This is a genomic window from Shewanella subflava, assembly GCF_025971955.1.
GTDB classification, from domain to species: Bacteria; Pseudomonadota; Gammaproteobacteria; order Enterobacterales; family Shewanellaceae; genus Shewanella; species Shewanella subflava.
In genome coordinates, this window is sequence record NZ_JAPDMX010000003.1 from 323620 (window position 1) to 348383 (window position 24764).

The window sequence follows — 24764 nt, forward strand, 5'->3', positions numbered from 1 at the left end:
TTTCCTTACTGTGGATTAGACGTTGTTGGTACTAAAAGTGGGTAATGAGTCGAGACATCAATTTGCATTTGAGTTAATACATTTAAGTGATTTGCGATTGATGCATTTGAATTAATGCATAAATTTGCGACGGTAAAAATCTGGTTTAACTCAATATCATATTTATCAAAATTATTTGGTATATTTGCTAGTGCTCGCTTGCACATAGATTTCATTTCTATATCTTGCTGATAGTGTTTTGCTTGTGTGGCTGATAATAACGCTAATTCTGCAAAAAAAGATCTCGATGGTGATGCTGATGGTCTGCTTTTTAATGCCTTATTTAGCAGACTTAGTAATAATTCACTATTTTTCCATTGTGCTAAAATTTGGTGATATTTAATTGATTCGAACAAAATACGATTTCTTAATTGCTCATATTCTTCGCTTTTATTGGCCAAGTCATAATCTTGCTGTAACTGAGTAAGTAGCTCTTGCGGCGTTATAAATTCAGATAATATCTTAATATTTAATATGACTAACTGGGCGTGAAGTTCCAATCTTTGTGCTTGAAGGTTAAACTTTCTCTCTTTCCAGTGTTTATTTTCTGGATCTTGCTTAAATAAGTTATCCAATAAATTATAAGCTTTCTCACTTTTATCATAAGCCTGTTGCCACTTAGCTTGCGCACTTAAAATGTTCACCTGATGTATAAGACTATAAGACATTATTTCTAGCAAAGGTGCATTATTGGGGGCTTCAGCTAAAGGTGTTACCAATATCGCTTGGGCTTGTTCATGCAAAGATAAAGCGAGTTCTAAATCACCTTGCTTCATTGCGGAGCTCGCTAACCATGAATAGGTATCTGCAGTAGATGAAGCAAGTAAGCTGTCTTGTGGCGACTGCACTAAAGCTTTTTTCTTTAACGCTAAAGAGAGTTCGAAATTGCGTTGAGCATTGCTGAAATCATTTTGATTAAAAAATAGACTACCTAGTGAGTTGTAAGCATAGGATAACTCGATCCATGAATCGATATTTTCTGGTGCAATTTGATTCATTTTAATGCTGTAATCGCGGTAAAGTTCAAATTGCTTGAGTGTTTCAGCATCTTTTCTGTCATTTAATGCTATTTGACCTATCCAAAAAGCGTTTGCACCCAATAGTTTAAGTAACTCTATATCTGGGGTAGCTTGTGTTTCATCATAGAGTGCTTTAAGAATTTTTTGAGAATCGGTAAATGCTGTTAATGCTTTGCTGTTATCGCCCCTTGAATAAGCAACCTCTGCTTTTGCTGCCAATGCCTGACCGTGTTGTAAGCGGCTTTGATAACTTAATTTTTTGTAGGTGGTGGATTCACTTGTTTGTTCATTATTATCAGAAAAATATTCCATCGACTTTTGGGTGATACCATCTAATAAATCCATACGACCAACGCTACGTAATTTATCGGCGAATTCGCCAACCATAAAGCCCAATAAGCTTTCTGCTTGTTGTTGTTTTTGTTTAGCAAATTGTTCTGCCTGAATACTTCTAACACTCATCAAAACAGCCAGTAGGGTCAGCATGCACAGTACGGCTATGGTGGACATTTTTGCCAGGCGTTTTACGCCAACGCTTTTCTTAGAGGCATGAATAAAGGCGTGTTGCTCAGTATCTAAATTAAACAGCGGGTTGTCGGCCAGTGCGAGTGCTTCTTGCAGTGGTTTACCTTCGGCCAGTAAATAGGCTTTGTGCTGTTGCTCATCTTGCCAACGCTGACTCAGTACGGTTAAACGTGCGTTAACCCGTAAGCTGTCGCGATGTGCTTCAATCCATTGTAAAACCCGTGGCCAGCGCCTCAATAATGCCTCGTGGGCAACGCTGAAACAGCCCTGGCCATTTTGCAAGTGTGACACAAATAAGCGGTTATCAATCAGGGTTTGTACTAGAGCGGTTTCGTTGTCGTTGCTCAGTTGACTTAAGCGCGCGGCGCGGCTGGTGATGTTGGTTTCATCGGCAGATAAGGTGACTAATAACGATAAGACTTTGCTTAGGCATTGCTGATGTTGCGTGGCTAATTCCGCAAAAATACCTTCGGCTTTTTGACCAATCGCGCCTTCTATTCCGCCAAGTTTTTGATAAACAGACACTAATAAGGTGTCGTTGTCATCGCGCTGTAAATACAGCTCTTGTAAGGTGTACTGCAACATCGGTAGTGCATCAGGGTTATTAGCTGCTTCGGCGCACAGTAGTTCATCTAATGGCGTGTGGGTTTGCGGGTCTGTGTCCCATTTAAGGCCCGCCGCTTTTGCGGGCAGGCGGATCATTTGCAGTAACTCGCTGCGGTTTGGTGCGGTTAAGTCAAAGTGTGAGCCGTTGGCTTTACCGGCCATTAAGCTGGGGCGACTGACTACCTGCGGGTAAAAGTCATTTCTACACGCGCTGAACACCATAAAGCAGCCGCTGGTAGCCAGTGATTCAATGATATCTAGTGCAGTTTGAATTTCTGCCTCAGTGAATAGCGGTGATGATAACAAGACTTCTAAACGGTCAATAAATAGCGATAGTTTAGGGGCATAAGCTGCATCTGTTAAAGGTATGCGGGCTAACGCCTGTTGAGCGAGTGTAATCGCCTCAGGCATATTTTGCTGTAACATCACTGCAAGATTTTCAGCGGTCATGCCATCAAATACCGGTATATCGTTTATGTCTAAATCCAGCAGCGCAAGGGCGATGTCGGTAAATAAACGCTCTTGGCTAATATCGGCTAAATCTAAACTGGTGTGAGACACAATGCCAATGCCATCAAACCCCTGTGGCCGCATAAATTGCGGCACGACTCCGGCATTTAATAATGACGATTTACCGCTGCCGCTGGGGCCGAGTAATAAACAAAAGGCGCGACCAAATTGCACCTGCTTGCTCATGCGTTTTAATAAGGTGCTGACTTGTTCGCTGCGGCCGTAAAAAACTTCGGCATCTTTGGCATCAAATGCCCGCAATCCTGGGAACGGCGAGCCCCCCTGCCAAGTGCTTGGTTGAATATGATCATCATGTTCAATTAATGGGAAATTAACCTCAGCTAAGGTGCGATAGCCGCGTTTACGAATGGTTTCAATAAATGTGGGCTTAGATGCGCTGTCGCCCAGGGCTTTACGCAGTTGGGTAATAATTTTGTGGAGCGGGTTATCGCCCACCACAACATGTCCCCAGCATTGTTCGACGATATCATCAGGGCTGAGTACCTCGCCTGAATGCTTGCAAAGCAGTTGCAACACTTGCATGGCTTTGGGCTCAATTTGTTTGATGTCACTTCCGAGCTGCAAGCTGTTGCTTGCTGGATTGACTTGCCACGGGCCAAAAAAGAAATGTTGTTTGCTCATGCTATGTTCTCATATCGTTATAAATGCGGCTAAAGTTAAGGGGTTAACGGTTTGCGGTTAATTGGCTTATATCAACCGTTTCACCTTGTTCGAGCCTTTTAATTGCGGCGCAAATACGCTGATTAATTGGCGTAGCCACATGATATTGCTGGCCTAGTTTTACCACAGCACCATTTAGATAATCTATCTCGGTGATGCGTTTGGCTTGCAGGTCTTCCCACATGGATGAGCGGGCCTTGGGATCGATATCCAACATCGATTTTGCCAACATTGAAAATAACCCATCTGGCAGGCTGAGTATTACAGGCACCCACTTGGGAGGCACTTTGGTAAATTGAGTAATAGGGCGGTTGGCTTGCTGACAAACCTTAAGCCATTCTTGCATCGCTTGGGCCAGTACACGCCTTAATGGTCGTTGTTTCAGCTGTGCCTGTATGGGTAAATCACACATTGCGTTGAGGGCATTGTTAAGATTCAGCAACAGTTTACCGTTTATCACGGCGGCCATATCGTCATGCAGTTGGCAACTCAGGCCATGCTGTTTCATTGCGTGGCTAATCTGCAGTGTGTGGTCACAACGCGGCCAGATAAATTGGCCTGCTGTGCCTTTATGAAAGTGGGCATTGGGTAACTGCAGCACGTTAAACGGGGTGATCCCCTGATAAATTTGCCGTTGGGGCAGCAGCTGGTGGGCATTGTCAAAACTGCCAAGGCCATTTTGCATAAAAATAATACTGCTGTTGGCATGGGTAATCTTGAGTAAATTTGGGTAGTTGCTGTCAAGCTGGTGGCATTTTAACGTAACAAATACAACATCAAATTGAGCGGCGTGTTCGACATCGGTGAACATCTTGGTTGGCATAGCGGATTGTGTCATGCCCAGATAATCACTGATATGAATACCTTTGTTGTCGATGATGTTGTGTTTAATGCGTTTACGGCAAATTAAGCTGACATCAAGGCCTGCAAGTAAAAGCTCTGTCGCTAAATAACATCCTGTTGAGCCTGCACCATAAATAGCAATGTTCATTTTATTCTACCCAGTGCAATACATCGCGAATTATCGACCAACGTGGTGGGGTATTCGTTGCCCCTTGGCCGAGCATCCAATAGTTATAATATTGCTGTTGATGGCCATCCACTTGGCGCAGGTTTTGCCAATTATTAACATAGTTGAGTAGCGACTGGTTATTGGCGGCGACAGCGTAGGCAACAGGGTAGCGCGCATTATTTTCGAGTAAGGTGATGCCGTAACTGGGGAAAAATAACGTCCAAGCTGAGCCGGCCTCTGCGCTGATGATTAATGCATCGTATTGATGATTTTTTTGCCTAAAAAACAGCTGATAACCACTGATTTGTTTAAAGGTGATATTGGCAAACTTTTGTTTAATGGCTTGTACCGAATTATTGTGTTCAACATAGGCCACGGTGATGTTGTCCTGTGCACGGATACTGTCGGTGGTTTTGAATTGATTGACCCTATGATCCGGCGCAGCAATGGCAAAGTTAAGCTCCATCACCTGATTGGTGTAGCTAAGAGAGCCCATTAGCTCAATGTCCATCGCGAGGCCCGACATGGCAATATCAAAGTATCCCGCCTGCAGTGATGCGACTAAATCTTTCTTTTTAAAGGGTACAAACTCAACTTTAACGTTTAAGTCTTCGGCCAGTTTACTGGCCATGGCGCTGTCAAAACCAACCAGCTCGCCAGCATTATTGTAATAGCTAAAGGGCACATTACTGGGGATATAGCCTACTTTGAGTATGCCGCGCTGTTTAATCATCTCGACACTGGCAATTGGGCTCGTGGGTGTTTTACCCGGTTGTGGATATTGGGTTTTAACGATAGTGGGGACTTTATCGGCGACTTGCATATTGGCAATCACCCCGCTGGTGACTTCTGGGCTGTGAATAAATAAGCCCATTCCCACACGGCAAACCAGCACGGTAACGACAATGCTGCTTGCTACGCCCAAGGTCATTTTAAGCAATTGCGGTACAAAGCATTTGAGGTTTTTTTGAAACATCGCCGCTGTCAGTAAGGTTAGAATAAATAAATTCATTACCGCGGTGATGGAGTTAAATTTACCGGTAATAAACCCTGACATGACAAACAGTTGGAATAAATCTGCTGGTAAGTGGACCAGATCGAGCATAAAGGGAATGGCCACATACACGCTACCAAACAGGGCAAGTAAGCCACTCACCGATAATGACAGCTGATCGAATAACTCGATGGGCGTGCCATTAAACCAGCTGCAAAAGTACACGAAAAGAATTACCGTGAGCTTGCCGATATTGGGGAAGGTAAATGCAATCGGCACTAGAATTTCAATTAAGGTGTCGGTGTCTTCGCCACTGGTGTTATGGCTTTTCATCACTTGTTTACACTCTTCAACAATCACCGGTAGCACAATAAAGATGTTACCAGTAGCAAAGGCGGTGACCAAACTGGCCTTAGACATTTGAATGGTTTGCCAGTAAGTAATGGGCGTAACCGATGCCACTATCCAGGGTAAAACTGCAAAGGTGAGCACTAAACACAGGGCGAAATAACTGATGAGATACACTTGCATACTGGCAAACTCATCAACGCCCATAGTGCCAGCAGCTGAGGCCGACATGGCAAAAATACCGATAGGCAATACTTTTACCATGCCCTGAGTGATGCGGCCAAAAATTTCCCCGCAGGTATGCATAAACTCTAATAGCTGAGTTTTGTTGTCTCCTTTCATACCGATTAACGCTAATCCCATGGCAATGCTAAATACCACCATGGCGGGCACATATCCAGCGGCCATAGATTCAAAGGGGTTAGAGGGAATGTATAGCTTGAAGTAATCTATTTCAGCCACGGGTTCAGTGATGCTGGTACTAAAAAAAGAGGCCGATTCTACAAACGGGAAAGACAGTGGCATTAAGGCGACAAGGAATAACCCCAGCGCCCAGAGTATCAGCATGATCACCCCCGCACGGCTGAAGATGAGTTTGGCGGTATCGGGCTTAAGTTTACCTATACCACCCACTAGCGATACCACAATGTAGGGCAATACGGTCATTTGCATCAGCAAAATCACCCCTGTGCCTATGGTGCTTAACCAGCTGACTGATTCACCAAAAAAAATGCCGACCGCAAAGCCAATTAACATGGCGACGATCATTTGGGTGGCGCTGGTCATCGAAAGGAGTTTTTTTAACACGGGAAATTATTCTCTTTTTTAGACTCGGGTGAATAAACATTTCTGCTTAATCTATACCGCAATCGTTATTAAGGTGTTACGGTTAAAGGCTAATTGTTAAGGATGTAAATTTAACAGTATTTAAAGTCGATTAACACCTTGTTGGTACTGACTTTACATAAGCGGTTTAATAATCGAACAACATGATAAAATGAGCAGTAAAAACAGCTAGAAATACTGTATTTGGTGATTGAACGTGATTAGGGAAACATTATTAAATCATTTGGTTGTGTACAATTGATTATTGCGATAATTATATGGTTTAATGAGCATCACTGAACGACATCGTTGCCAATGCTAAGGCAGATTAATGTGCTTTGGCAGCTTTTGACGAAATGCATCTAAGCGCAGTTTGAGATCGACCATTTCGGCTTCATCAATACCACTTTGCGCTTTAATGTGCTGAGTCATTTGCATGGCTTTTGACTTTAGCGCCACGCCTTTTTCAGTGAGGGTTAATGACAGTTGTCTGTCGTCCTCTGGGTGCCTAACGCGTTGAATATAGTCTAATGCCTCAAGCCGTTTAACCACAGGGGTGATAGCGCCGGGTTGTTGGGCTAACTTCAGGGCGAGCTCTTTGAGGTTTAAACCTTCATTTTGCCAAACTATCAACATGACAAGGTATTGCGTGTAGGTTAGCCCGATTGCGCTTAATAAAGGTTTATAAAGCTGAGTAATCGCAAGTGATGTCGAATAAACAGCGAAACAAAGTTGATTATCAAGATGTAAATGATGGTCTTCTTTCATAACTCGCTCTGTTTTGGCTGTGATCAAAATGACTCACAGTAACGTAAATAAGTAAAACGTGTGACGATATTACCACTGTTGTTTTAGCTATTGTAGCTATCATTGAATGACCCGTTGTCAGCGTTTTGTATTGCAATTAAAAGGATCAATCATGTCATCTCACAATCGTCGTATTGTTTTAGCCTCGCGTCCTCAGGGCGAACCGACCATCGAAAATTTTCGTTTAGAAACCGTCAGCAAGCCGACACCACAGGCGGGTGAAGTGTTATTGCGGGCGGTGTATTTGTCTCTTGACCCTTACATGCGTGGCCGCATGAATGATGCCAAATCCTATGCTGAGCCTGTTGCTATTGATGAGGTGATGGTAGGCGCGACTGTGTCACAGGTTGAAGCGAGCCAACACCCAGATTACCAAGTAGGCGATTGGGTATTGGCCTTTGGTGGCTGGCAGGATTACTGCGTGTCAAACGGTGAAGGTTTAATGCATTTAGGTGCTAATCCAAGCATGCCATCTTATGCATTAGGTATTATGGGCATGCCTGGATTTACCGCTTATATGGGGTTATTGGATATCGGCGCACCTAAAGCAGGTGAAACAATAGTGGTTGCTGCGGCAACCGGCCCAGTTGGCGCAACCGTTGGCCAAATTGGTAAGCTTAAAGGCTGTAAAGTTGTAGGGGTAGCTGGTGGCGCTGAAAAATGTCGCCATGCGGTTGAAGTATTGGGTTTTGATGCCTGTATTGACCATAAAGCAGCCGATTTTGCCGAGCAATTAGCCGCACATTGTGACAAAGGGATTGATGTGTATTTTGAAAACGTCGGCGGCAAAGTATTTGATGCCGTTTTACCTTTGTTAAACACAGGTGCGCGGGTACCAGTATGTGGGATGATTTCACAATATAACGCCACCTCGTTGCCAGCAGGTCCAGATCGCCTGTCGTTATTAATAGGCACCTTGTTGGTGAAGCGCATTAAAATGCAAGGCTTCATTATTTTTGATGATTATGGTCACCGTTACCCTGAGTTTGCCAATGAAATGAGCAAATGGTTAGCCAATGGCGAAATTCAATACCGTGAGCATGTAGTTGATGGTCTTGAAAACACTACCCAAGCGTTTATCGGCCTGTTGAAAGGCGAAAATTTTGGCAAGTTAGTGATTAAACTCAATGAGCCATTAACCGCATAAATTAGTCCGTGATTTTAAACCAAATCAATAAATCAATCAGTAGGAATGAATGAAATGAAAGTGTTAATGGTATTAACCTCGCACGATAAATTGGGCGATACAGGACATAAAACCGGTTTTTGGCTGGAAGAGTTAGCGGCGCCGTATTACGTGTTTAAAGATAACAATGTGGAAGTGGTTCTGGCATCGCCGTTAGGTGGGCAGCCGCCTTTAGACCCTAAAAGCGATGAAGTTGATTTTCAAACCGAGTCGACTAAACGGTTTAAATTAGATAGCGACGCCCAACAACAACTGGCTACCACTATAGTGTTGTCGACTGTAAATGTTGCCGATTACGATGCGGTGTTCTATCCCGGTGGCCATGGTCCGTTATGGGATTTGGCCGAAGACAGCACATCAATTGCGTTAATAGAAAATACCCTTAAACATGACAAGGTGTTAGGGTTAGTTTGTCATGCCCCAGGTGCGTTGAAACACGCTAAAAATACTGATGGCACTTCAATTGTTAAAGGCAAAAAAGTCACCGGCTTCACCAATGGCGAAGAAGATGCAGTGCAGTTAACCGACATAGTGCCATTTTTAGTTGAAGACATGTTAATTGCTAATGGCGCAGACTATGCCAAAGCAGCTGACTGGCACCCATTTACACAGGTAGATGGCAAGTTAGTAACTGGACAAAATCCGGCATCTTCTGAGCTAGTGGCGCAGCAAATGTTAGCACTGTTAGGCTAAATCGGCTTGTTCAATGGCTGTTAAATTGACAATAAAAAGCAAACTCAGGTTTGCTTTTTTGTTTTCTGCCCTAATTCACCTACTTCAGTAGGTGGTTATCATCAATTAGGCTTTGCCTGAAGTATGTTCAATAGCTGATTAACTCAAGTGATAGGTGAGCTTTGCTAATGGTGCGGTACAAGCTTCTAAATCAGGGATGATTTAGTAAAGCCTATAGGGATATATTTACAGCGTCTTGTTAACGCACGATAGGAAAGCGCCCTTTTAGAGAGTGATATCAAAGCCACCTTCTTCAGAAGGTGGATTCTTTACTGAAAATACTCAAAAAACGTCAGTCGATGGTGCGATAACGGGGTAATGAGTGGTTAAAGTTTATTCGAATGTGAAAATAATGCTATATTATGCGCCTTATTATCACGACCACATTGATAGGATTAGGTTAACCCGATGAATTCGCTGACCGATGAAGAGCTAGCTTGTTTTAGCGATTTGTTTACTTCAAGCAAAGCGAGCGGCGTAGCGCACGCTAAAACCGATGCTGATGTACTGGCTGACAACGCGTTAAGTGTGTCGACAGAGATCCCCCTGATACTTGCCAATATTTTAGGCGAGGCCAAGTTGACTTTGTTGGCTGAAATTAGCCATTACCGCTTGTGGTTTCCCTTAGTGTTAAAACGTGATGAATTGGGGCAGTTTATTCCTGTGTTAGGCGTACCTGAAGTGGTGGATATTCTTGGTGGTGAACGCAGCTGGCGAGTAACGGATTTAAAAGATGTTACCGTGATGGATGATGCTGAACAGCCCGTCGAAGTGTTATCGCTCTCCAGTTCGGGCTTGACCATCAAAATGCGCAACGATGCCCATGCCGATATGCCAAAGTCGGGTAAATTAATGTTAAGCAATGGCTTAGAAGTGGATGTTGATTTTGAACCTGTTCGTGCTGAAAATGGCATTATGGCGGCTAAAATTAATGCCCATGGTGAAGCAAGAGAAGCATTAAGGCAGTTTTTATTCAGCGCGCACAAAGCAAAATATTCCCACCTTTACAAAATCTAAATTAACCTGTTTATGCTTGGGGTCAGTTATCGATTTTAAAGTCTCTTTCTAATAGCTTTTTTAACATACTGATAAAGTTAACGTCAGGTTTAGCGGCAATCAGCTGGCAAATCTCATCCCCAATGGCAGTGAAGCGATAATAGGTGAAAAGCAGGTGTGGGTTGTTAGGTTGCACGGTAAAACTGTCATGCACAAACTGCAATGGCAATTTTACTTTGGCATCGAGTAAACCCGTTTCAAACTCACTGTTATGTAATATGCCCGCATCCATTAAGGTTAAAATATTCGAATATGGCAGCCCAAATTGAGACAGCGGAATGTTAATGTGATTGTTTTTTCTGAAATATTGTTTTAACCCTCCGTTAGTGCGCAATCCGCTGAGTAATTTGTAACGATTATCTGTGCCGATCCTTGCTGACATCCCTAAGGCTTTTTCTAATAAAATGGCTTCACGAAAAGTAAATTGTTTAAGCACCGCGAGCGAACGCAGGCTGAAGTTTCCCGGGGAAACAATTTCGCTAGCTAAAATCCTTGCCCATAAATCTTGCATTTTGGGGTTGTGAATTTGCTCTGCCATGTGAAAAAATTGATAGCCCCAGTCGGCATCTAAATCCACTCCTGTGACATCTGATGGGGTGTAATTGAGCGCAAGTGCAAAAATAGTTTCAAGGTTAGCTTGATGCGCGCTGAGCAATTTACGCTGGCGATGCTGTGCACGCTCAGCGACCGATGCCGTAGATGGACGATAATCATCTTCACTAGCCAGCCCGAGCATTCTGCCAAGCAATAATGCTTTTTTGCGCGCGGAAATATCAGTGGTTTCAGTTATTTTTTTATCGGGCTCAGTCATATAGATCCATTTACCAAAAATGTTGTGGGTTACCTATTTAGGCGCTTTGGGTCAATAGGTCTGTTTCGACCCGCATCAAGCCATTTAATACCTTAAAGTTTTGCCGCGCGCCAAAAATCATCGTTAGTCATAAAGCCAGTACTACTTAAACAGTATGGTACTCCAATCAACGCAGTAAAATATATTGAGGCGAGTTCCGCATTGAAAATACTAATGTTAATATCGAGCGATTGTTCGAAATACAAAATATTAATGACATCGTCGCGTGGTTTATGTACAAGTCATAATTCTAAGCCAGCAACATAAACATGGGTTATGGAACTGTTGCTACTTGACGGGAATCCGCTTGAAGATTTCTCTGTCACTGGCTCGGGATAAAAGTGGCTTGATGCAGAGCCTCGTCCAGCAAGCCCTGAGACAATTCGCATCATCATGAAGGACGGTGTGTTCTACAAGAATACCAACGCCTGAATCGACTCTTGGTCTAACGTCGGGAGCCGATTAAGTCTTGTGTCGAATTGTGGTGTCGGTTTTAAGCAACTCGCCGACACACTACTCGTTAAACAAATTTTGACTAGTTGAGGGCAGTAATGCCCTCCCTAGTTTTCCCCTTGTTTAGTCCATATCAAAAACCAATCAATTGTTGATTTATCCCATTCAACTTGAAGATGCAGGTTTCTATATCTGAAAATTATCCGACATTCTGGATGCGATTAAGCCTACAGCTTCTGCAATCATTACATTAAAAAAATTCATCAAGCATCGTGGTAAATGCTGTCTTGCAGGAGAGCTAAGTCACCTCAGCTCAATATAATCAACGCTTTGCAAACAGCCCTTAGTTTGACTAACAGCGTTTCATTAACCTGCAATAGGCCCGCTATGGACGTGTTAATGTGCTTTGTTTTAAAACACATGACAAGTTTGCGACAAAACAAGTTCAATCTGTTGAATTGTGCAGATTGAGTCCATCTCTTAACCCAAGTTGAGGTTTACTAGTGTGTCTCGTATGCTCATTCATCACCTCCTTTAAACCATTTCAGTTAACAATTGAGTGTTTAATTTAAGATTTGCCTGCCAAAAATTGAAAATAAACGACTAATTTAGTTGCGGAAAATATCGCCCTTCAATTATCAAGTTGTCTAACATCTCCAGCCAAACTACAAATGCCATTAACATTTCTAACGTTATCCATATCAATAAATACAATGGGTTAGCCTGATTTTTTTTGTGGGTAAAATGTCGAGCAATTTAACCGTGAGCAAGAGCATAAAACACCTGTAATCGCTAACCATGAAGCACAGCTAATCATTGTTGCGAAAAAACATTTTTAGGTGAAGTGTAATTTATTTGTAAATCTTATTAAGAAAAAAGATCTAAATTCTAATGCAAACGATTCTCAATTAGATTAATATGTTGCCAATTATTAAAATAACCTTAATTATTAGGTGTATGTGGAGAGTGGATATGAATAGCAAAATCTCACTATTGGCGATGACTTTAGCGAGTGTTATGGGGTTAGGTTCATTTGCGAGTGCAAATGCGGCTAATGAAACTGATGCACTTGCTAAAGCCATTGCAAAACAAGAGGCGGAAATAGCTGCCTTAAAGCAGCAGCTAACTCTCATTACCCAGCAGCAACAGCAACAGTCTGATCAGCAACAAGTTGAGCGCGATACCTTAGCCGCAAAGGTTGAGCAGGTTGCTGATGAGGTTTCAAGCGCACAGGATCTCTTCAGCCGTTTCAGTTTTAAATCCTATGGCACAGCCAATTACACTAGTGATGAATATTTCGATAACGTACAAGACACCACACCAGAGCGGCGTAATCGTTTTGACTTAGAGCGCATCGTGACTGAATTTGGTTATCAGTTCACCGATGAGTGGAGCATGGAAGTTGAAATTGAATATGAACATGGCGGTACGGGCACGTCACTTGAATATGATGGTTTTGATGAGTTTGGTGAATTTGAATCTGAGGTGGAAGCGGGCGGCGAAGTCATTGTTGAGAAAGCCGAAATACGTTATCGCCCAAGTAAAGCGTTTGGGGTTAAGTTGGGTAATATTCATTTACCGATTGGCTTAACAAGCATGTTACATAAGCCTAATCAGTACCTTACTGTTCAGCGCCATAAAAGCGAAGCGGCAATGTTACCTGCGGTTTGGAATGAAAACGGTATTGGTGTTTACGGTCAAGTCAGTGATTTTCATTATCAAGCCCAAATTGTCAGTGGCTTAAATTCAGAATATTTCCGCACTTATGATTGGTCTGCATCGGGTCATCAAAAACGCTTTGAGCATGTGAATGGGGACGACTTAGCCTTTGCTGGTCGTTTAGATTACGGCAATTTTAAAACGGGCAGCGCTGTAGGGGTTGCATATTACTATGGCAATACTTCAGGTAATCGTCATAAAAGTAATAAGTTAGATGTTGATGGTGCAATAAGTATTGTCTCTGTTGCCGGTGCGTTTGTAGAGGGACCATGGATTTTACGCGGCCAATACCTGTATGGCACTTTAGATGATTCAGATGCCATCACCCAAGCCAATAAAACTACCCCAGGTTTACGCCCAGGCAACTTTGCCCAGCTTGGGTCTGAATCACAATCTTTCTTTGTTGAAGCCGGGATGAAGCTGGATAGCTGGTTCAATATTCCAGTCACCGTGTTTGCCAATATTGATTATTCAAATCCATTAATGGCTGTCGAAACGGGCACGGCTAGCAAGCGCTTTGAAAATACCTGGAGCAGTCTAGGGCTGAACTACTTCCCAATTCCTGAAGTAGTGATTAAAGCCGAGGGCGGTTTACATCAAGTGGCGGTTGCTAGTATTCCAGACACAAACTTTTTTGCCTTAGGCGTGGGTTACCAATTCTCGCTATAAGCCATTAAACCTTTATTGATTATTGCTACACATTTATCTGATATACATGGAGTTACTATGAAATTTACTTATTCAGCCATCGCGTTATCTTTAGTTATGGGCTTATCGGCCTGTGGTGGCTCTGGCTCAGATGAAGCCACCCCGACAACCCCGACAATTCCAACCGTACCTGATGACAGTTTCACATTTGGGGCTACTGAGATGATAACTAATCTAACGGATGAGGTTATTGTGGCGGGTTATGCTGATTTAGCCGCAAAAGGTGAGGCATTATTATTAGCCACACAAAGTTTGATTAACTCTACCTCTCAAGCAGATTTAGTGGCCGCACAAGCGGCATGGAAAGCTGCTCGTCAACCCTGGGAACAGGGCGAGTCACATATCTTTGGCCCGGTGGATTCGTTAAGCATTGATCCGCATTTAGACAGCTGGCCACTGAATACTTCAGATTTACAAACCCAATTAAACAGTGCTGCAGGCTTTGATGCTGAAACCATTAAAGGTTGGAATGATGACGTACAGGGTTTTCACACCATGGAGTATTTATTGTTCGGTGATGGTGTTAATGATAACAGCAAAGATATTACCGAGTTGACCACCCGTGAGCGCGAATATTTAGTCGCCCTTGCTGAGGTGTTTCGTGATTACGCGAAGCAACTCGATGATGCATGGCAAATTAGCCATAACCCACAAGATGCTAATGCATTGCCATACGCTGAGTTATTAAAAGGCTCAGGTGCAGTCAATAACACTATTTACTCATCAGAACTTGCGGTGATTGAAGAGTTAGTTAACGGCATGATAGGCATTGTTGATGAAGTCGGTAACGGCAAAATTGCCGATCCATTTGGTGACTCATTAGCCACAGCTGATACCTCAAAAGTGGAGTCTCAGTATTCGTGGAACTCATTAACAGACTTTGCGAATAATATTATTGGTGTGCGTAACGTCTATCAAGGTGAGTTTACAGGTTCGCCAGACAAGCAAGGTATCATCGACTTTGTTGCCGCCGCAGATGCAACGCTTGCAACTCGAATTGCCAGTGAAATTGATGATGTTATCTTGAAAATTCAAGCAATTAAGGGCAGCTCAGACTTACCGTTTCGTCAAGCGATATTAGACGCCGATGGCCGTGCGCGGGTGCAAATAGCGGTAGACGCGTTATCTAAATTGCAGACGTCTTTAGAATCAGACGTATTGCCATTGTTATCGCAATGGAAAGCCAGTTAACACTGCGGCCATTAGCCCCTGTTTTCAATTGAAAACAGGGGCTTTTATACACCTATAACAGTGTGAGTTAAATGATGAAAATAACACTTAATGCTAACACCTTAATGTCAGTGATGATGACAATCGGGTTAATCGGATGCGGTGGCAGCGGTGAAGAAACCACCACTACCCCAGAGCCACCCGTTGTGACTTATCCTGCGTTTACCGATATGACTGCTGCAGGCGGTGGGACAACCACCTATGATGCGAATAATTCTGGCCACGGCTTTTCAACACCAGCGCCGAACCTGACAGCAAGTGAACTGGCTCTGCATTTAGAAGGTGATGTGAATTTTGAAGCGTCTTTTACCACAGCGCCAAATTCTGAACACCCTGAACTAGATGGCTTAGGCCCAGTATTTAATAATGCAGATTGTAACTCTTGCCATCAACGCGATGGGCGCAATTCAACGCCATTTTTAGCTGCAAATGAAACTCGAGTAAAACTTGGGTCTGCTGCTGGGATCTTTTTAAGGATCAGCAAAGCGCCTGATGAGGTGTGTACTCAAGGGACGGCAGACAATAACTATTGTGCGCCTATAGCGGTGCCTGACTTTGGCGGACAGTTGTTTCATCGAGGCGTATTAAAGGCGAGAACCGACTGGGAAAGTAACGCCTTTGTGGGGCAGGCCGATGTGTATTTATCCTATGAGCGCACCGAAATCACCTATGCCGATGGTAAAGTCGTTCAATTGAAAAAGCCATTATTTGATGTGGAAAACCCTTACGATGCCCCAGGTGAAACCAAACAAAGTGCGAATATCACCTCTAATTTACTGCAAGATGATGTGCTGATGGGCTGGCGTAATGGCATGCCTGTATTCGGTTTGGGGTTGTTAGAAGCGATCCCCGAAGCGGATATTTTGGCTAACACGGATGAAAACGATGCCGATGGCGACGGCATATCTGGTCGTGCTAACTGGGTATTTGATGCCATCAAAGCCAGAGACGGAGTGGCACATCCGGTATCACTTGGGCGTTTTGGTTGGAAAGCCAATACTCCAAGTGTCAGAGTGCAATCACTCGGAGCATTAAGAGGGGATATTGGTATCACCAATCCATTGTTTCCTGATGAAAGCATTGCTGGCACCAGTTTGCATGATGCCTATTTAACCCGCACTGGCTTTGTTGATACTGGTAGCGATGAAAATGGCGAGCCAGAAGCCGATGCGGCGTTCAGTGATGCCGTAACCTTTTATGCTGAAACCTTAGCTGTGCCAGCCAGACGCAATGTTGACAATAGTAATGTGCGGGAAGGCGCGCGCTTATTTGAACATATCAATTGTACCGGCTGTCATGTGGCCTCTTTTACCACCAAAACAGCGGGAGACATTGGTGGTGAGCCGATGAGCGATAGTTTAAAAGGCCAAGTGATTTATCCCTTTACTGACATGTTATTGCATGACATGGGAGATGAATTGGCAGATGGTCGTCCTGACTTTTTAGCCAATGGTAATGAGTGGCGTACCCGTCCGTTATGGGGGATAGGGTTAACACAAACTGTGAATCCGCAAGCAGGCTTTTTACATGATGGTCGCGCAGCTACATTGGAAGAAGCGATTTTATGGCATGGCGGCGAAGCCAAAAAAAGTCAGCAAGCGTTTATGGCACTAACCCTGAGTGAGCGTGAACAAGTGATTGCGTTTTTAATGTCGCTATAGTGGTGTTAGCCGATACGTTTGTCGGCTTATTCTTTGCTGGGCACTGACAAAAATCAACGGGTATTAGACTAAAAGAAGCAAGGTATCGCCTTGCTTCTTTTTTTTAGTGAACTTAGATGTTAATCACGTGATCTGTTTCAAGTTCATGGTGGGCTTTATCAAGTAATATAAACAATATTAATGACTTGATTCGGCGGACATATGACTCAGATCCTGCTTGTTTATTCCAGTGTTCATGGACAAACGCGTAAAATATGCGAATACATTCAACAAAAACTGCACCAAACTGGCCATCAAGTTACCTTAGCAGCATTAGATGATGTTAATGATTTATCAGGCTTTGATAAAATATTTATCGGTGCCAGTATTCGTCACGGTAAGCATCGTCCTGCGCTGTACGAATTTATACAGCGTCATCAAGTTCAGCTTGAAACTAAACCCAGTGGCTTTTTCTCGGTCAGTTTAGTGGCCCGTAAACCCCACAAAAATACCCCTGAAACCAATGCCTATATGCAAGCTTTTTTGCAGCAAACCGTCTGGAAACCTAAGTTACTTGAAACCTTTGCCGGTAATTTAGATTATCAAGGGTATGGGCCAATGGATCGCAATATTATTCGTTTCATTATGTGGATAACCAAAGGGCCAACCGATCCCAATACTAAAGTTGAATATACCGATTGGCAAAAAGTGGATGATTTTGCACAACAAATGAAAGAGGCCTAACGCTATGGCGTTGTTGCCTATTTGGCGTCGCATTGAAACAAAGTTGCATGGGGTAGTGTTAGTGATGACACTGATGTTAGTGTGCACCAGTCCCTGGATATTTATGGGAAAACAACTTAGGTCTAATGCTGGATTTTGGGATGTATTTCATGTTTATGGTGGATTGTTCACCGCCATTATTGCGTTATTGTTTGCCATTAAAGTGTGCATTAAAGGTCAATGGCGCTTGTTTTTCCCCTGGTTAGTTGCGGATTTCAGTCAACTGAGTGCTGATGTTTCTGGGATAGTAAAAGGCCGTCTGCCCTTGTCTGGTGGTAAAGGTCTGCTTAGCGTCATTGAGGGTATTGGTGTTATCTTGCTACTGCTGGTGGCCTTATCTGGCGTAATTTGGTATTTGGCGGATCCCAGTGATGCCTTAATGTGGCGCAGTTATCATAAGATATTGGCCCAAGGCTTTATTGGATTTGTTGTTATTCATGTGCTGCTGGCGTTACTGCATATTCGTGATTTTTTCGGTTAATTCATTTATCTGCGTATTTTTACCATTAATTAACAGTATTTTATTGCTCGCTACTTGCTATTTAGATCGCCGAGCGGTCTAATCATGCCGCTTTTTGGCATAGGTATGGAGATGAATAGATGCGAGCTGCTCTTTGTTGTTTATTGGCTTTAGGTGTTATTAGTGTGAGTGGTTGCACTGCAACTCAAAATAATTTTGCTTCAAAAGTGAAGTCAGAAGGTGCACAACACCTTGATTTATCTCAGCAATGGGAACAAGGCGATAAGGATGTGAAGGCCGGAAATGAGCAATTACGGGATGGCCGTCAGTTAGTGCAAGAGGGGAATCTTGACATTCGCGAAGGTGAACGAGTAATGGCAGAAGCACAATTGGCTGCAGAACGTCATCGACAGGCTTTTCAAGCTTTTGCGGGTAACTTGCAAGGGGCGCAATCGGGTAAGCGCGCAGCTGAAATGTTACAGAAATTAGAAGATATTAGCGATCTTTGGGAAGATGCTGATGAGAAATACCTTGACGGTAAAGAACTGATTGAAGATGGTAATACTAAGTTAGCCGAAGGCGAAAGTGCCATTGAGCAGGGGCAAAATTTAGTCAACAGTGGTCGTCATCGTATGTCGCAAGCTGAAGCGAAATACCAACAACGCTCAGGTAAAGGAGTTGTTGAGCAAATGCACATTGAAGAGCAACCGCGAAACTTCTAATTAGCGCCAATAAAAAACCGATATTGTTTACGCAATATCGGTTTAAATGAGGGTTATTGGAGCTTGAGTGTTACTTTTTCAGCGCCAAATAGTTCATCACATTGACTAAGTCATCAAGGGTACGCATTTCGTTCATATTGATGGCATATTTGTCGTTAACAATGAAGGTCGGCACGCTTTGAATGCGGAACATGACTTGTTGTTGACGCCATAAACTGAGTTTTTTCTCGGTTTCAGGGCTATCAGCTAATGCATCATATTTCGCGCCATCGATATCAAATTTAGCAAACACTTTTTTGATGTCATCTCGGCTGTTTATTTCAGGAGCGTGTTCATGGCCTGGGGCGCTATGGTCGTGGCCAGAGTCGTTACCTTCACCTTGAATCGCACCAAACATCGCTACTTTTAAGGCTTCTTGGTTATCGAATGTGTGAATAACGGCCAATGCTCGCATCACCTCGGTGCCGATGTCGCTATTCATAAAATCAACGTGTTTGGTGTCGAATGTAACTTGCTTGTCTAAACCCGCTTTGATTTCAGGTATGTATTTGGTTTCCATATTGAAACAGTTGTGACAATAGAAAGAGAAGAACTCGGTCACTTTAGGTTCGCTAGGAACCATTTTATTAGAAATTTGAGTATAGTGTTTGCCTTCAACAAATTGCGCGGCAAAGGTGCTCAAAGGAGCAATGGCTAAGGTAACGGCTAGTGCTAAATGTTTAAACATGAAAACCTCAAAAAGTATGTTTATCAATAGTGCTTACAGGGCTAATGATGACATATTTTGTCAAAGTCTGTGGCTAAATTTGTGTGATCCAGTTGTTATTTGAGACAAATATTCGCATTGACTCATCAGCTTTGTGATGTTGAGCGTTAAGCGACGAGGCTTTTATCACGCAATGTTTGCCAGGCTTCGCAGACTTCTTTGAAGCGTTCGGCATTGCCCTGATCGCGATCAGGATGCCATTTTAAGGCCAGTTTTTTCCATTGCCTTCTGATGTCTCTATTGGACGCGGTTTCATCTAGTTCGAATACTTTTAATGCATGTCCTTTATTCATTAATTGGATGTTTATCCCTATGTATTCCTGATAACTGCTCCAGAAAGACTCCAGCATTTCACGCACCACATTGACGCAGGTATCGTAATTTTTCCAATCAAGGTAGTAGTCACGCAGTGCTGCGTCCTGACGATGTAACAGGTCGGCATTGCTTGGGACAATACGAAACAACTGAATTTCCATTGATTTGACTTGAAGCCATTGTTTAGGCAATAAAATATCTTGTAATTCATACAGGGCATTCATCAATAAGAAGTTACGCTTAAAGAGATCTTTTTCCGGCAGGGGATCTAAGTCGTGCATTAAGCCTTTTTTTTGTAATTCAGCGGCAAGATGATGCACTTTCCAGCTTTGATTCGATGACTGCAATAGACTTAATAACGGCCAAATAAGGGGGTTATCACCTTTTGGCGTCGACATTTCTGAGGAGGGCTCTGTCAATGAGGCAGTTGAATGTTTTTCAAATAACATACGAGCGTCTTAATCCTGATTTGGCGATAAAAAATACTATGCCATAGTGATGATGTAAGGAAAAGCTGATTTTTATTCTGCGAATATTGGAGTAATGACGCAATATCTGTGAACAATGCAGGCAAAGTATGTTGATTTGGTATAAAATTCGCCGCAATAAAAATGGGGGGGGCACAGACCAATGACCGATAAACACTTTATTAGCGCACAACAATTACTTGAAGATTCATTCCGCTTAGCCGCGCAAGTTTATGAATCTGGCTTTCGACCGCAATTTATTGTTGGTATATGGCGCGGTGGCGCACCAATTGGTATTGCTGTTCAAGAATATTTTGATTTCAAAAAGGTTGAAACTGACCATATTGCGGTGCGTACTTCATCTTATTACGGTATTGGTACTGACAAACAAGATAAGAATATTAAAGTGCATGGTTTGCATTACATTATTGAAAATGCCAATGCCAGCGATGGCTTATTGATTGTTGATGATGTGTTTGATTCGGGTCGTAGCATTCATGCATTGATCGGTAAATTACAAAAATTCATGCGCTTGAATATACCCAGTGATATTCGTGTTGCTTGCCCATACTACAAACCAAACAACACTAAAGTGCCACTCAAACCCGATTATTTTATTCACTCATCGGAAGAGTGGTTAGTGTTCCCACATGAAGTAACAGGGTTAACGCCTGAAGAAATTGCAAGCGGTAAAGGTGATTTTAAAAACATCCAAGATTTATTTATCTAAACTGGGTATTTTTACAACAAATTTGCTAGAATAGTAAACATTATACTAGTGCGCCAACAAACTTTGTTGGCGCACTTTTTTATCCAACGACTTTTGCTAAACAAGAAGAATTGATTACCCTTATGGCTTCTGTTGAATTATTTACCCCTGCACCGACCAAAAAGCGTCAGCTTGAATTGTTAGCACCGGCTAAAAATGCCGATTATGGTATCGAAGCCATTCGTCATGGTGCGGATGCTGTTTATATCGGTGGACCTGCATTTGGCGCCCGTCATAATGCGGGCAATAGTGTTGAAGATATCGCTCGTCTTGCTGAGTTTGCCCATCGTTATCATGCCCAGGTGTTTGTGGCGCTGAATACAATTTTGATGGATGACGAACTGCCCAAAGCACAGCAATTGATTTGGGACTTATACCATGCAGGTGTCGATGCGCTCATTATTCAAGACATGGGGGTTTTGCAATTAGATTTGCCGCCAATCGCCTTGCATGCCAGCACGCAAATGGATAACCGTACGCCTGAAAAGGCAGTATTTTTAGAGCAGGTTGGTTTTTCGCAGGTAGTTTTGGCCCGTGAGCTGAATATTCCTCAAATTCGAGATATTGCAGCGAGTACCAAAATGAAGCTTGAATTTTTCATTCATGGTGCCCTGTGTGTCAGCTACAGTGGCTTATGTAATTTAAGCCATGCTTACTCAAATCGCAGCGCTAACCGTGGTGAATGTTCACAAATGTGTCGTTTGCCATGTAATTTAACTACGCGTGATGGTGATGTCTTAGCCGAGAATCAGCACTTATTATCACTTAAAGATAATAACCAAACCGATAATTTAGAAGCTTTAATAGATGCAGGTGTGACCTCGTTTAAAGTCGAAGGGCGCTTAAAAGACATTACTTATTTGAAAAACGTCACTGCGCATTATCGCAAGCAACTTGATGCCATTATTGATAAGCGTAACGATCTAGAGTCGATTTCCCACGGGCGTTGTGAGTTCAACTTTACTCCAGATCCTGACAAAAGCTTCAACCGTGGTAAAACGGACTACTTTGTAAATCAGCGCACCGAGGCGATTGAGCACTTTAGCTCACCCAAGTTTATTGGTGAAAAAGTGGGGCGTATTACCCAGGTTGGTAAAGATTTTATCAAAATCGATACCACCGAGAGTGGCAAGGATATTGTTTTTAACAACGGTGATGGGTTGTGCTTTTTTGTTGAGCATTATGAAACCCAACGTTTGTCTGATGACAAACTTGCCGGCACCCGAGTCAATCGTGCTGATGGCAATACTTTGTATTTAACCGAAGTGCCAAAAGATTTGAAAGTTGGCGTGATGATGTTTAGAAACTTTGACCATAAATTTGAGTCAACGTTAAATAAAGACTCAGCCAGCCGTAAAATCAGTGTGGATATGCAGTTTTATGATACCGATGAAGGTGTGGCGTTATCGTTAACTGATGCGCATGGAATTACTGCAAGTGTGAGCTTGCAGTGTGAAAAGCAGGCCGCTAATGATCAGGCAAAATCGGCTGCAAACCTTAAAAAGCAATTAGGTAAATTAGGCAGTACTGATTTTATTGCCAATAAAATTAATTTACTCGCTGAGCAAGTATGGTTTTTACCTTCGTCAGTGGTCAACGAATTAAGGCGTGATGCGGTTGATGCATTAATGTTGGCAAGGGTCAGTGCTTATAAACGTCCTGAACGTTGGTTGCATGATAAAAATGCGCGTTTCCCCCAAAAATCGCTGAGCTTTTTATCCAATGTGGCTAACGAGCAAGCTCGCAGTTTTTATGAGCAACACGGTGTCATTCAGATAGAAGACACCTATGAAAAAAATAAAGTATTGCATGATGCGCCATTAATGGTGACTAAACATTGTTTGCGATATAGCTTCAATTTATGCCCTAAAGAAGTTGAAGGCATAAAAGCGGATCCCATGTTTTTAGATGTGGGTAAAGATAAATTGAAATTAGTGTTTGATTGCCAAAAATGCGAGATGATGATTGTTGGCTCAAATCAAATGGTAAAAAGTTAAGTTGTTTAACAACTGCCCATAAAGAAAAATTAGGCTATGCCTTTTAAAGCGTTAATTCACTAGGAAAAATAGACAAATGAGTCAAAGTAAAAAGTATGCATTTCGTGTGTTTCAAGCTGATAGCGGCTGGAAAACAGAAATCACTCGCCGCATGACAGCAACTAAAACTGTGGTATCAAAAAGCCATGATGGTTTTGCGACAGAAGCAGAAGCAACAGCATGGGGCGAAGAAGCATTAAAAGGCTTCTTAGGTAAACAAGCTGAACGTAATAAACGTAAAACAGAGAAGCACTTAAAAGCTAAAAGTATTGCTGCGGCCATCGCGGCCGAAGCGGGTGAGTCTGATGAAGATTTTCAAGACGATGACGATGAAGAACTTGGCTAATAACTCTTGTTATTGAATATGTTGCAAATTGTTAAAGATAAGTTTTAAAAAATGGCTGTTGTGATATATAGTTGGTCGATAATTTCGGCAGTGCTACGTTAAATATCAAAATGGCCTCATCAAATGGTGTTGATGATGTATTTAAAAAGGAAGATATGAAATGAAACCGTTTGCGGCAATAAAGCTTTGGTTGGGGCTAATGTTTTTGGTGCCATGCACTTTGTTGTCTGCAAAACCGTATTCTCCTATCAATACACTTTTTGGTGATGATGACCAAAGTATTGGCAAAGTCGAAATGCCTAAAGATGTGCAGCAATTAACAGACTTTGCCTCTAAATTTGGCTTTCTACCGCCACTGAATTGGAAGCTGGCATTTCATGAAATGCAGGGCGATATGTTTATGGCGGAGTTTATTCCGGCTAATGAAACCTTAAATGATTGGAGTGGCCTTGTATGTATGCAAGGTTTTAAAGGATTGGCCAACGACATTGAACCGCAAAAGTTCCTTGATGGTATGGCTGACACTTACGCCGAAAACTGCGACGGAAAAGTGATTTATACCGTTTTAGGCAGCTCCAAGGTGGAAGGGTTGAATGCGGTACACGGAATTTTAGGTTGTACAGTGATGCCAAATATTCATCACGCCTCAGCGTTTGTAGCAAAAGATTTTGCCAGTATTCCCAAAGGCGAAATTGGATTTTTTACGGTAGTCAGTGGTTCGCAAGATCTGTATTTATTGCACAAATCAATTCGACAAGCCGTGTTCAGAGAAAATGACCCCCCTATCAATGCCAATAATTATCGTGAGTTTATGGCAAACAATTAATCGCAACTTTGTTTTATTTTTCAGCTTATGCTGAAAAATTATAATGACAATCTGTAGCTGAACGCCCTAGTGCATATATCTAATCCTTAGCATAAACCGTATAATTGCCGCGATTTTATGGTCATGATGACTAGTCAATCTTTTGTGGTGCCGCACGTTTAACTGGCGTGTGGATAATCGGGAAATCAGTGCAAATCTGATACTGCCCCCGCAACGGTGAAAGGTTAGGGCAATGTGAAATAGCACATGGCTCGTTTGTAGAATGTATTATTCTGGCAAAATACCTCAGTCCGGAGACCGGCCCTAAAGATGATTTTGAGATTTCGGTGGGCAG

The 24764-nt window shown here is 42.7% G+C and carries 20 protein-coding genes and 1 riboswitch; of the genes, 13 read left to right on the top strand and 7 right to left on the bottom strand.

The window, feature by feature from the left end; genetic code table 11:
• Positions 1-5: 5 nt before the first annotated feature.
• The 4 genes from OHT75_RS03605 to OHT75_RS03620 all read right to left on the bottom strand — a co-directional run bounded on the left by OHT75_RS03605 (position 6) and on the right by OHT75_RS03620 (position 7327).
• Positions 6-3341, bottom strand: coding sequence for an nSTAND1 domain-containing NTPase (locus tag OHT75_RS03605; RefSeq protein WP_264725074.1), 3336 nt, complete (start codon positions 3339-3341; stop codon positions 6-8).
• A gap of 43 nt (positions 3342-3384) precedes the next feature.
• The gene (locus OHT75_RS03610; RefSeq protein ID WP_264725075.1) at positions 3385-4371 is read right to left on the bottom strand and encodes a 2-dehydropantoate 2-reductase; all 987 of its coding nucleotides are present in this window, start codon (positions 4369-4371) and stop codon (positions 3385-3387) included.
• 1 nt (position 4372) lies between these two features.
• Positions 4373-6541, bottom strand: a complete 2169-nt coding sequence (locus OHT75_RS03615; RefSeq protein WP_264725076.1) for a cation:dicarboxylate symporter family transporter — start codon at positions 6539-6541, stop codon at positions 4373-4375.
• 336 nt (positions 6542-6877) lie between these two features.
• On the bottom strand, positions 6878-7327 hold the full coding sequence (locus OHT75_RS03620) for a MarR family winged helix-turn-helix transcriptional regulator (protein WP_264725077.1): 450 nt from the start codon (positions 7325-7327) through the stop codon (positions 6878-6880).
• Between the two features lie 151 nt (positions 7328-7478).
• Here OHT75_RS03620 and OHT75_RS03625 point away from each other — a divergent pair, with 151 nt between their 5' ends.
• The 3 genes from OHT75_RS03625 to OHT75_RS03635 all read left to right on the top strand — a co-directional run bounded on the left by OHT75_RS03625 (position 7479) and on the right by OHT75_RS03635 (position 10301).
• Positions 7479-8513, top strand: coding sequence for an NADP-dependent oxidoreductase (locus tag OHT75_RS03625; RefSeq protein ID WP_264725078.1), 1035 nt, complete (start codon positions 7479-7481; stop codon positions 8511-8513).
• Positions 8514-8567: 54 nt separating this feature from the next.
• Entirely contained in the window at positions 8568-9245 is a 678-nt protein-coding gene (locus tag OHT75_RS03630; RefSeq protein ID WP_264725079.1) for a type 1 glutamine amidotransferase domain-containing protein, read from the top strand.
• Positions 9246-9692: 447 nt separating this feature from the next.
• Positions 9693-10301 (top strand): hypothetical protein, encoded by a 609-nt coding sequence (locus tag OHT75_RS03635; RefSeq protein WP_264725080.1) that lies wholly within the window; start codon positions 9693-9695, stop codon positions 10299-10301.
• Between the two features lie 22 nt (positions 10302-10323).
• Here OHT75_RS03635 and OHT75_RS03640 read toward each other — a convergent pair whose 3' ends face one another.
• Positions 10324-11151: a TIGR03899 family protein gene (locus OHT75_RS03640; protein ID WP_264725081.1), complete on the bottom strand. Its 828-nt coding sequence runs from the start codon at positions 11149-11151 to the stop codon at positions 10324-10326.
• A gap of 1464 nt (positions 11152-12615) precedes the next feature.
• On the opposite strand from OHT75_RS03640, the gene OHT75_RS03645 reads away from it, so the two are divergent.
• From OHT75_RS03645 to OHT75_RS03670, 6 genes are all read left to right on the top strand, one after another.
• Positions 12616-14031, top strand: a complete 1416-nt coding sequence (locus OHT75_RS03645) for a hypothetical protein (RefSeq protein ID WP_264725082.1) — start codon at positions 12616-12618, stop codon at positions 14029-14031.
• A 57-nt stretch (positions 14032-14088) separates the two neighbouring features.
• Complete coding sequence (locus OHT75_RS03650) at positions 14089-15261, top strand: imelysin family protein (protein ID WP_264725083.1); 1173 nt, start codon at positions 14089-14091, stop codon at positions 15259-15261.
• A 74-nt stretch (positions 15262-15335) separates the two neighbouring features.
• Positions 15336-16961 (top strand): di-heme oxidoredictase family protein, encoded by a 1626-nt coding sequence (locus OHT75_RS03655; protein ID WP_406681961.1) that lies wholly within the window; start codon positions 15336-15338, stop codon positions 16959-16961.
• A gap of 201 nt (positions 16962-17162) precedes the next feature.
• On the top strand, positions 17163-17684 hold the full coding sequence (gene hemG, locus OHT75_RS03660; RefSeq protein WP_264725084.1) for a menaquinone-dependent protoporphyrinogen IX dehydrogenase: 522 nt from the start codon (positions 17163-17165) through the stop codon (positions 17682-17684).
• Between the two features lie 4 nt (positions 17685-17688).
• Positions 17689-18204 carry a cytochrome b/b6 domain-containing protein gene (locus OHT75_RS03665; protein WP_264725085.1) on the top strand — a complete coding sequence of 172 codons (516 nt, stop codon included), beginning with the start codon at positions 17689-17691 and terminating at the stop codon, positions 18202-18204.
• A gap of 119 nt (positions 18205-18323) precedes the next feature.
• The gene (locus OHT75_RS03670) at positions 18324-18905 is read left to right on the top strand and encodes a hypothetical protein (RefSeq protein WP_264725087.1); all 582 of its coding nucleotides are present in this window, start codon (positions 18324-18326) and stop codon (positions 18903-18905) included.
• Positions 18906-18975: 70 nt separating this feature from the next.
• On the opposite strand, the gene OHT75_RS03675 is transcribed toward OHT75_RS03670, so the two are convergent.
• Both OHT75_RS03675 and OHT75_RS03680 read right to left on the bottom strand, forming a co-directional pair.
• Positions 18976-19632: a thiol:disulfide interchange protein DsbA/DsbL gene (locus OHT75_RS03675; protein ID WP_264725089.1), complete on the bottom strand. Its 657-nt coding sequence runs from the start codon at positions 19630-19632 to the stop codon at positions 18976-18978.
• A 146-nt stretch (positions 19633-19778) separates the two neighbouring features.
• Positions 19779-20435 carry a DNA-J related domain-containing protein gene (locus OHT75_RS03680; RefSeq protein ID WP_264725090.1) on the bottom strand — a complete coding sequence of 219 codons (657 nt, stop codon included), beginning with the start codon at positions 20433-20435 and terminating at the stop codon, positions 19779-19781.
• A 181-nt stretch (positions 20436-20616) separates the two neighbouring features.
• On the opposite strand from OHT75_RS03680, the gene OHT75_RS03685 reads away from it, so the two are divergent.
• The 4 genes from OHT75_RS03685 (at position 20617) to OHT75_RS03700 (ending at position 24430) form a co-directional block, all read left to right on the top strand.
• Positions 20617-21183, top strand: a complete 567-nt coding sequence (locus OHT75_RS03685) for a phosphoribosyltransferase (RefSeq protein WP_264725091.1) — start codon at positions 20617-20619, stop codon at positions 21181-21183.
• Between the two features lie 122 nt (positions 21184-21305).
• Positions 21306-23219 carry a peptidase U32 family protein gene (locus OHT75_RS03690; RefSeq protein ID WP_264725092.1) on the top strand — a complete coding sequence of 638 codons (1914 nt, stop codon included), beginning with the start codon at positions 21306-21308 and terminating at the stop codon, positions 23217-23219.
• A gap of 76 nt (positions 23220-23295) precedes the next feature.
• On the top strand, positions 23296-23604 hold the full coding sequence (locus OHT75_RS03695) for a DUF3622 domain-containing protein (RefSeq protein WP_264725093.1): 309 nt from the start codon (positions 23296-23298) through the stop codon (positions 23602-23604).
• A gap of 160 nt (positions 23605-23764) precedes the next feature.
• Positions 23765-24430 carry a hypothetical protein gene (locus OHT75_RS03700; protein WP_264725094.1) on the top strand — a complete coding sequence of 222 codons (666 nt, stop codon included), beginning with the start codon at positions 23765-23767 and terminating at the stop codon, positions 24428-24430.
• A 128-nt stretch (positions 24431-24558) separates the two neighbouring features.
• Positions 24559-24750: riboswitch (cobalamin riboswitch) on the top strand.
• Positions 24751-24764: the final 14 nt, after the last annotated feature.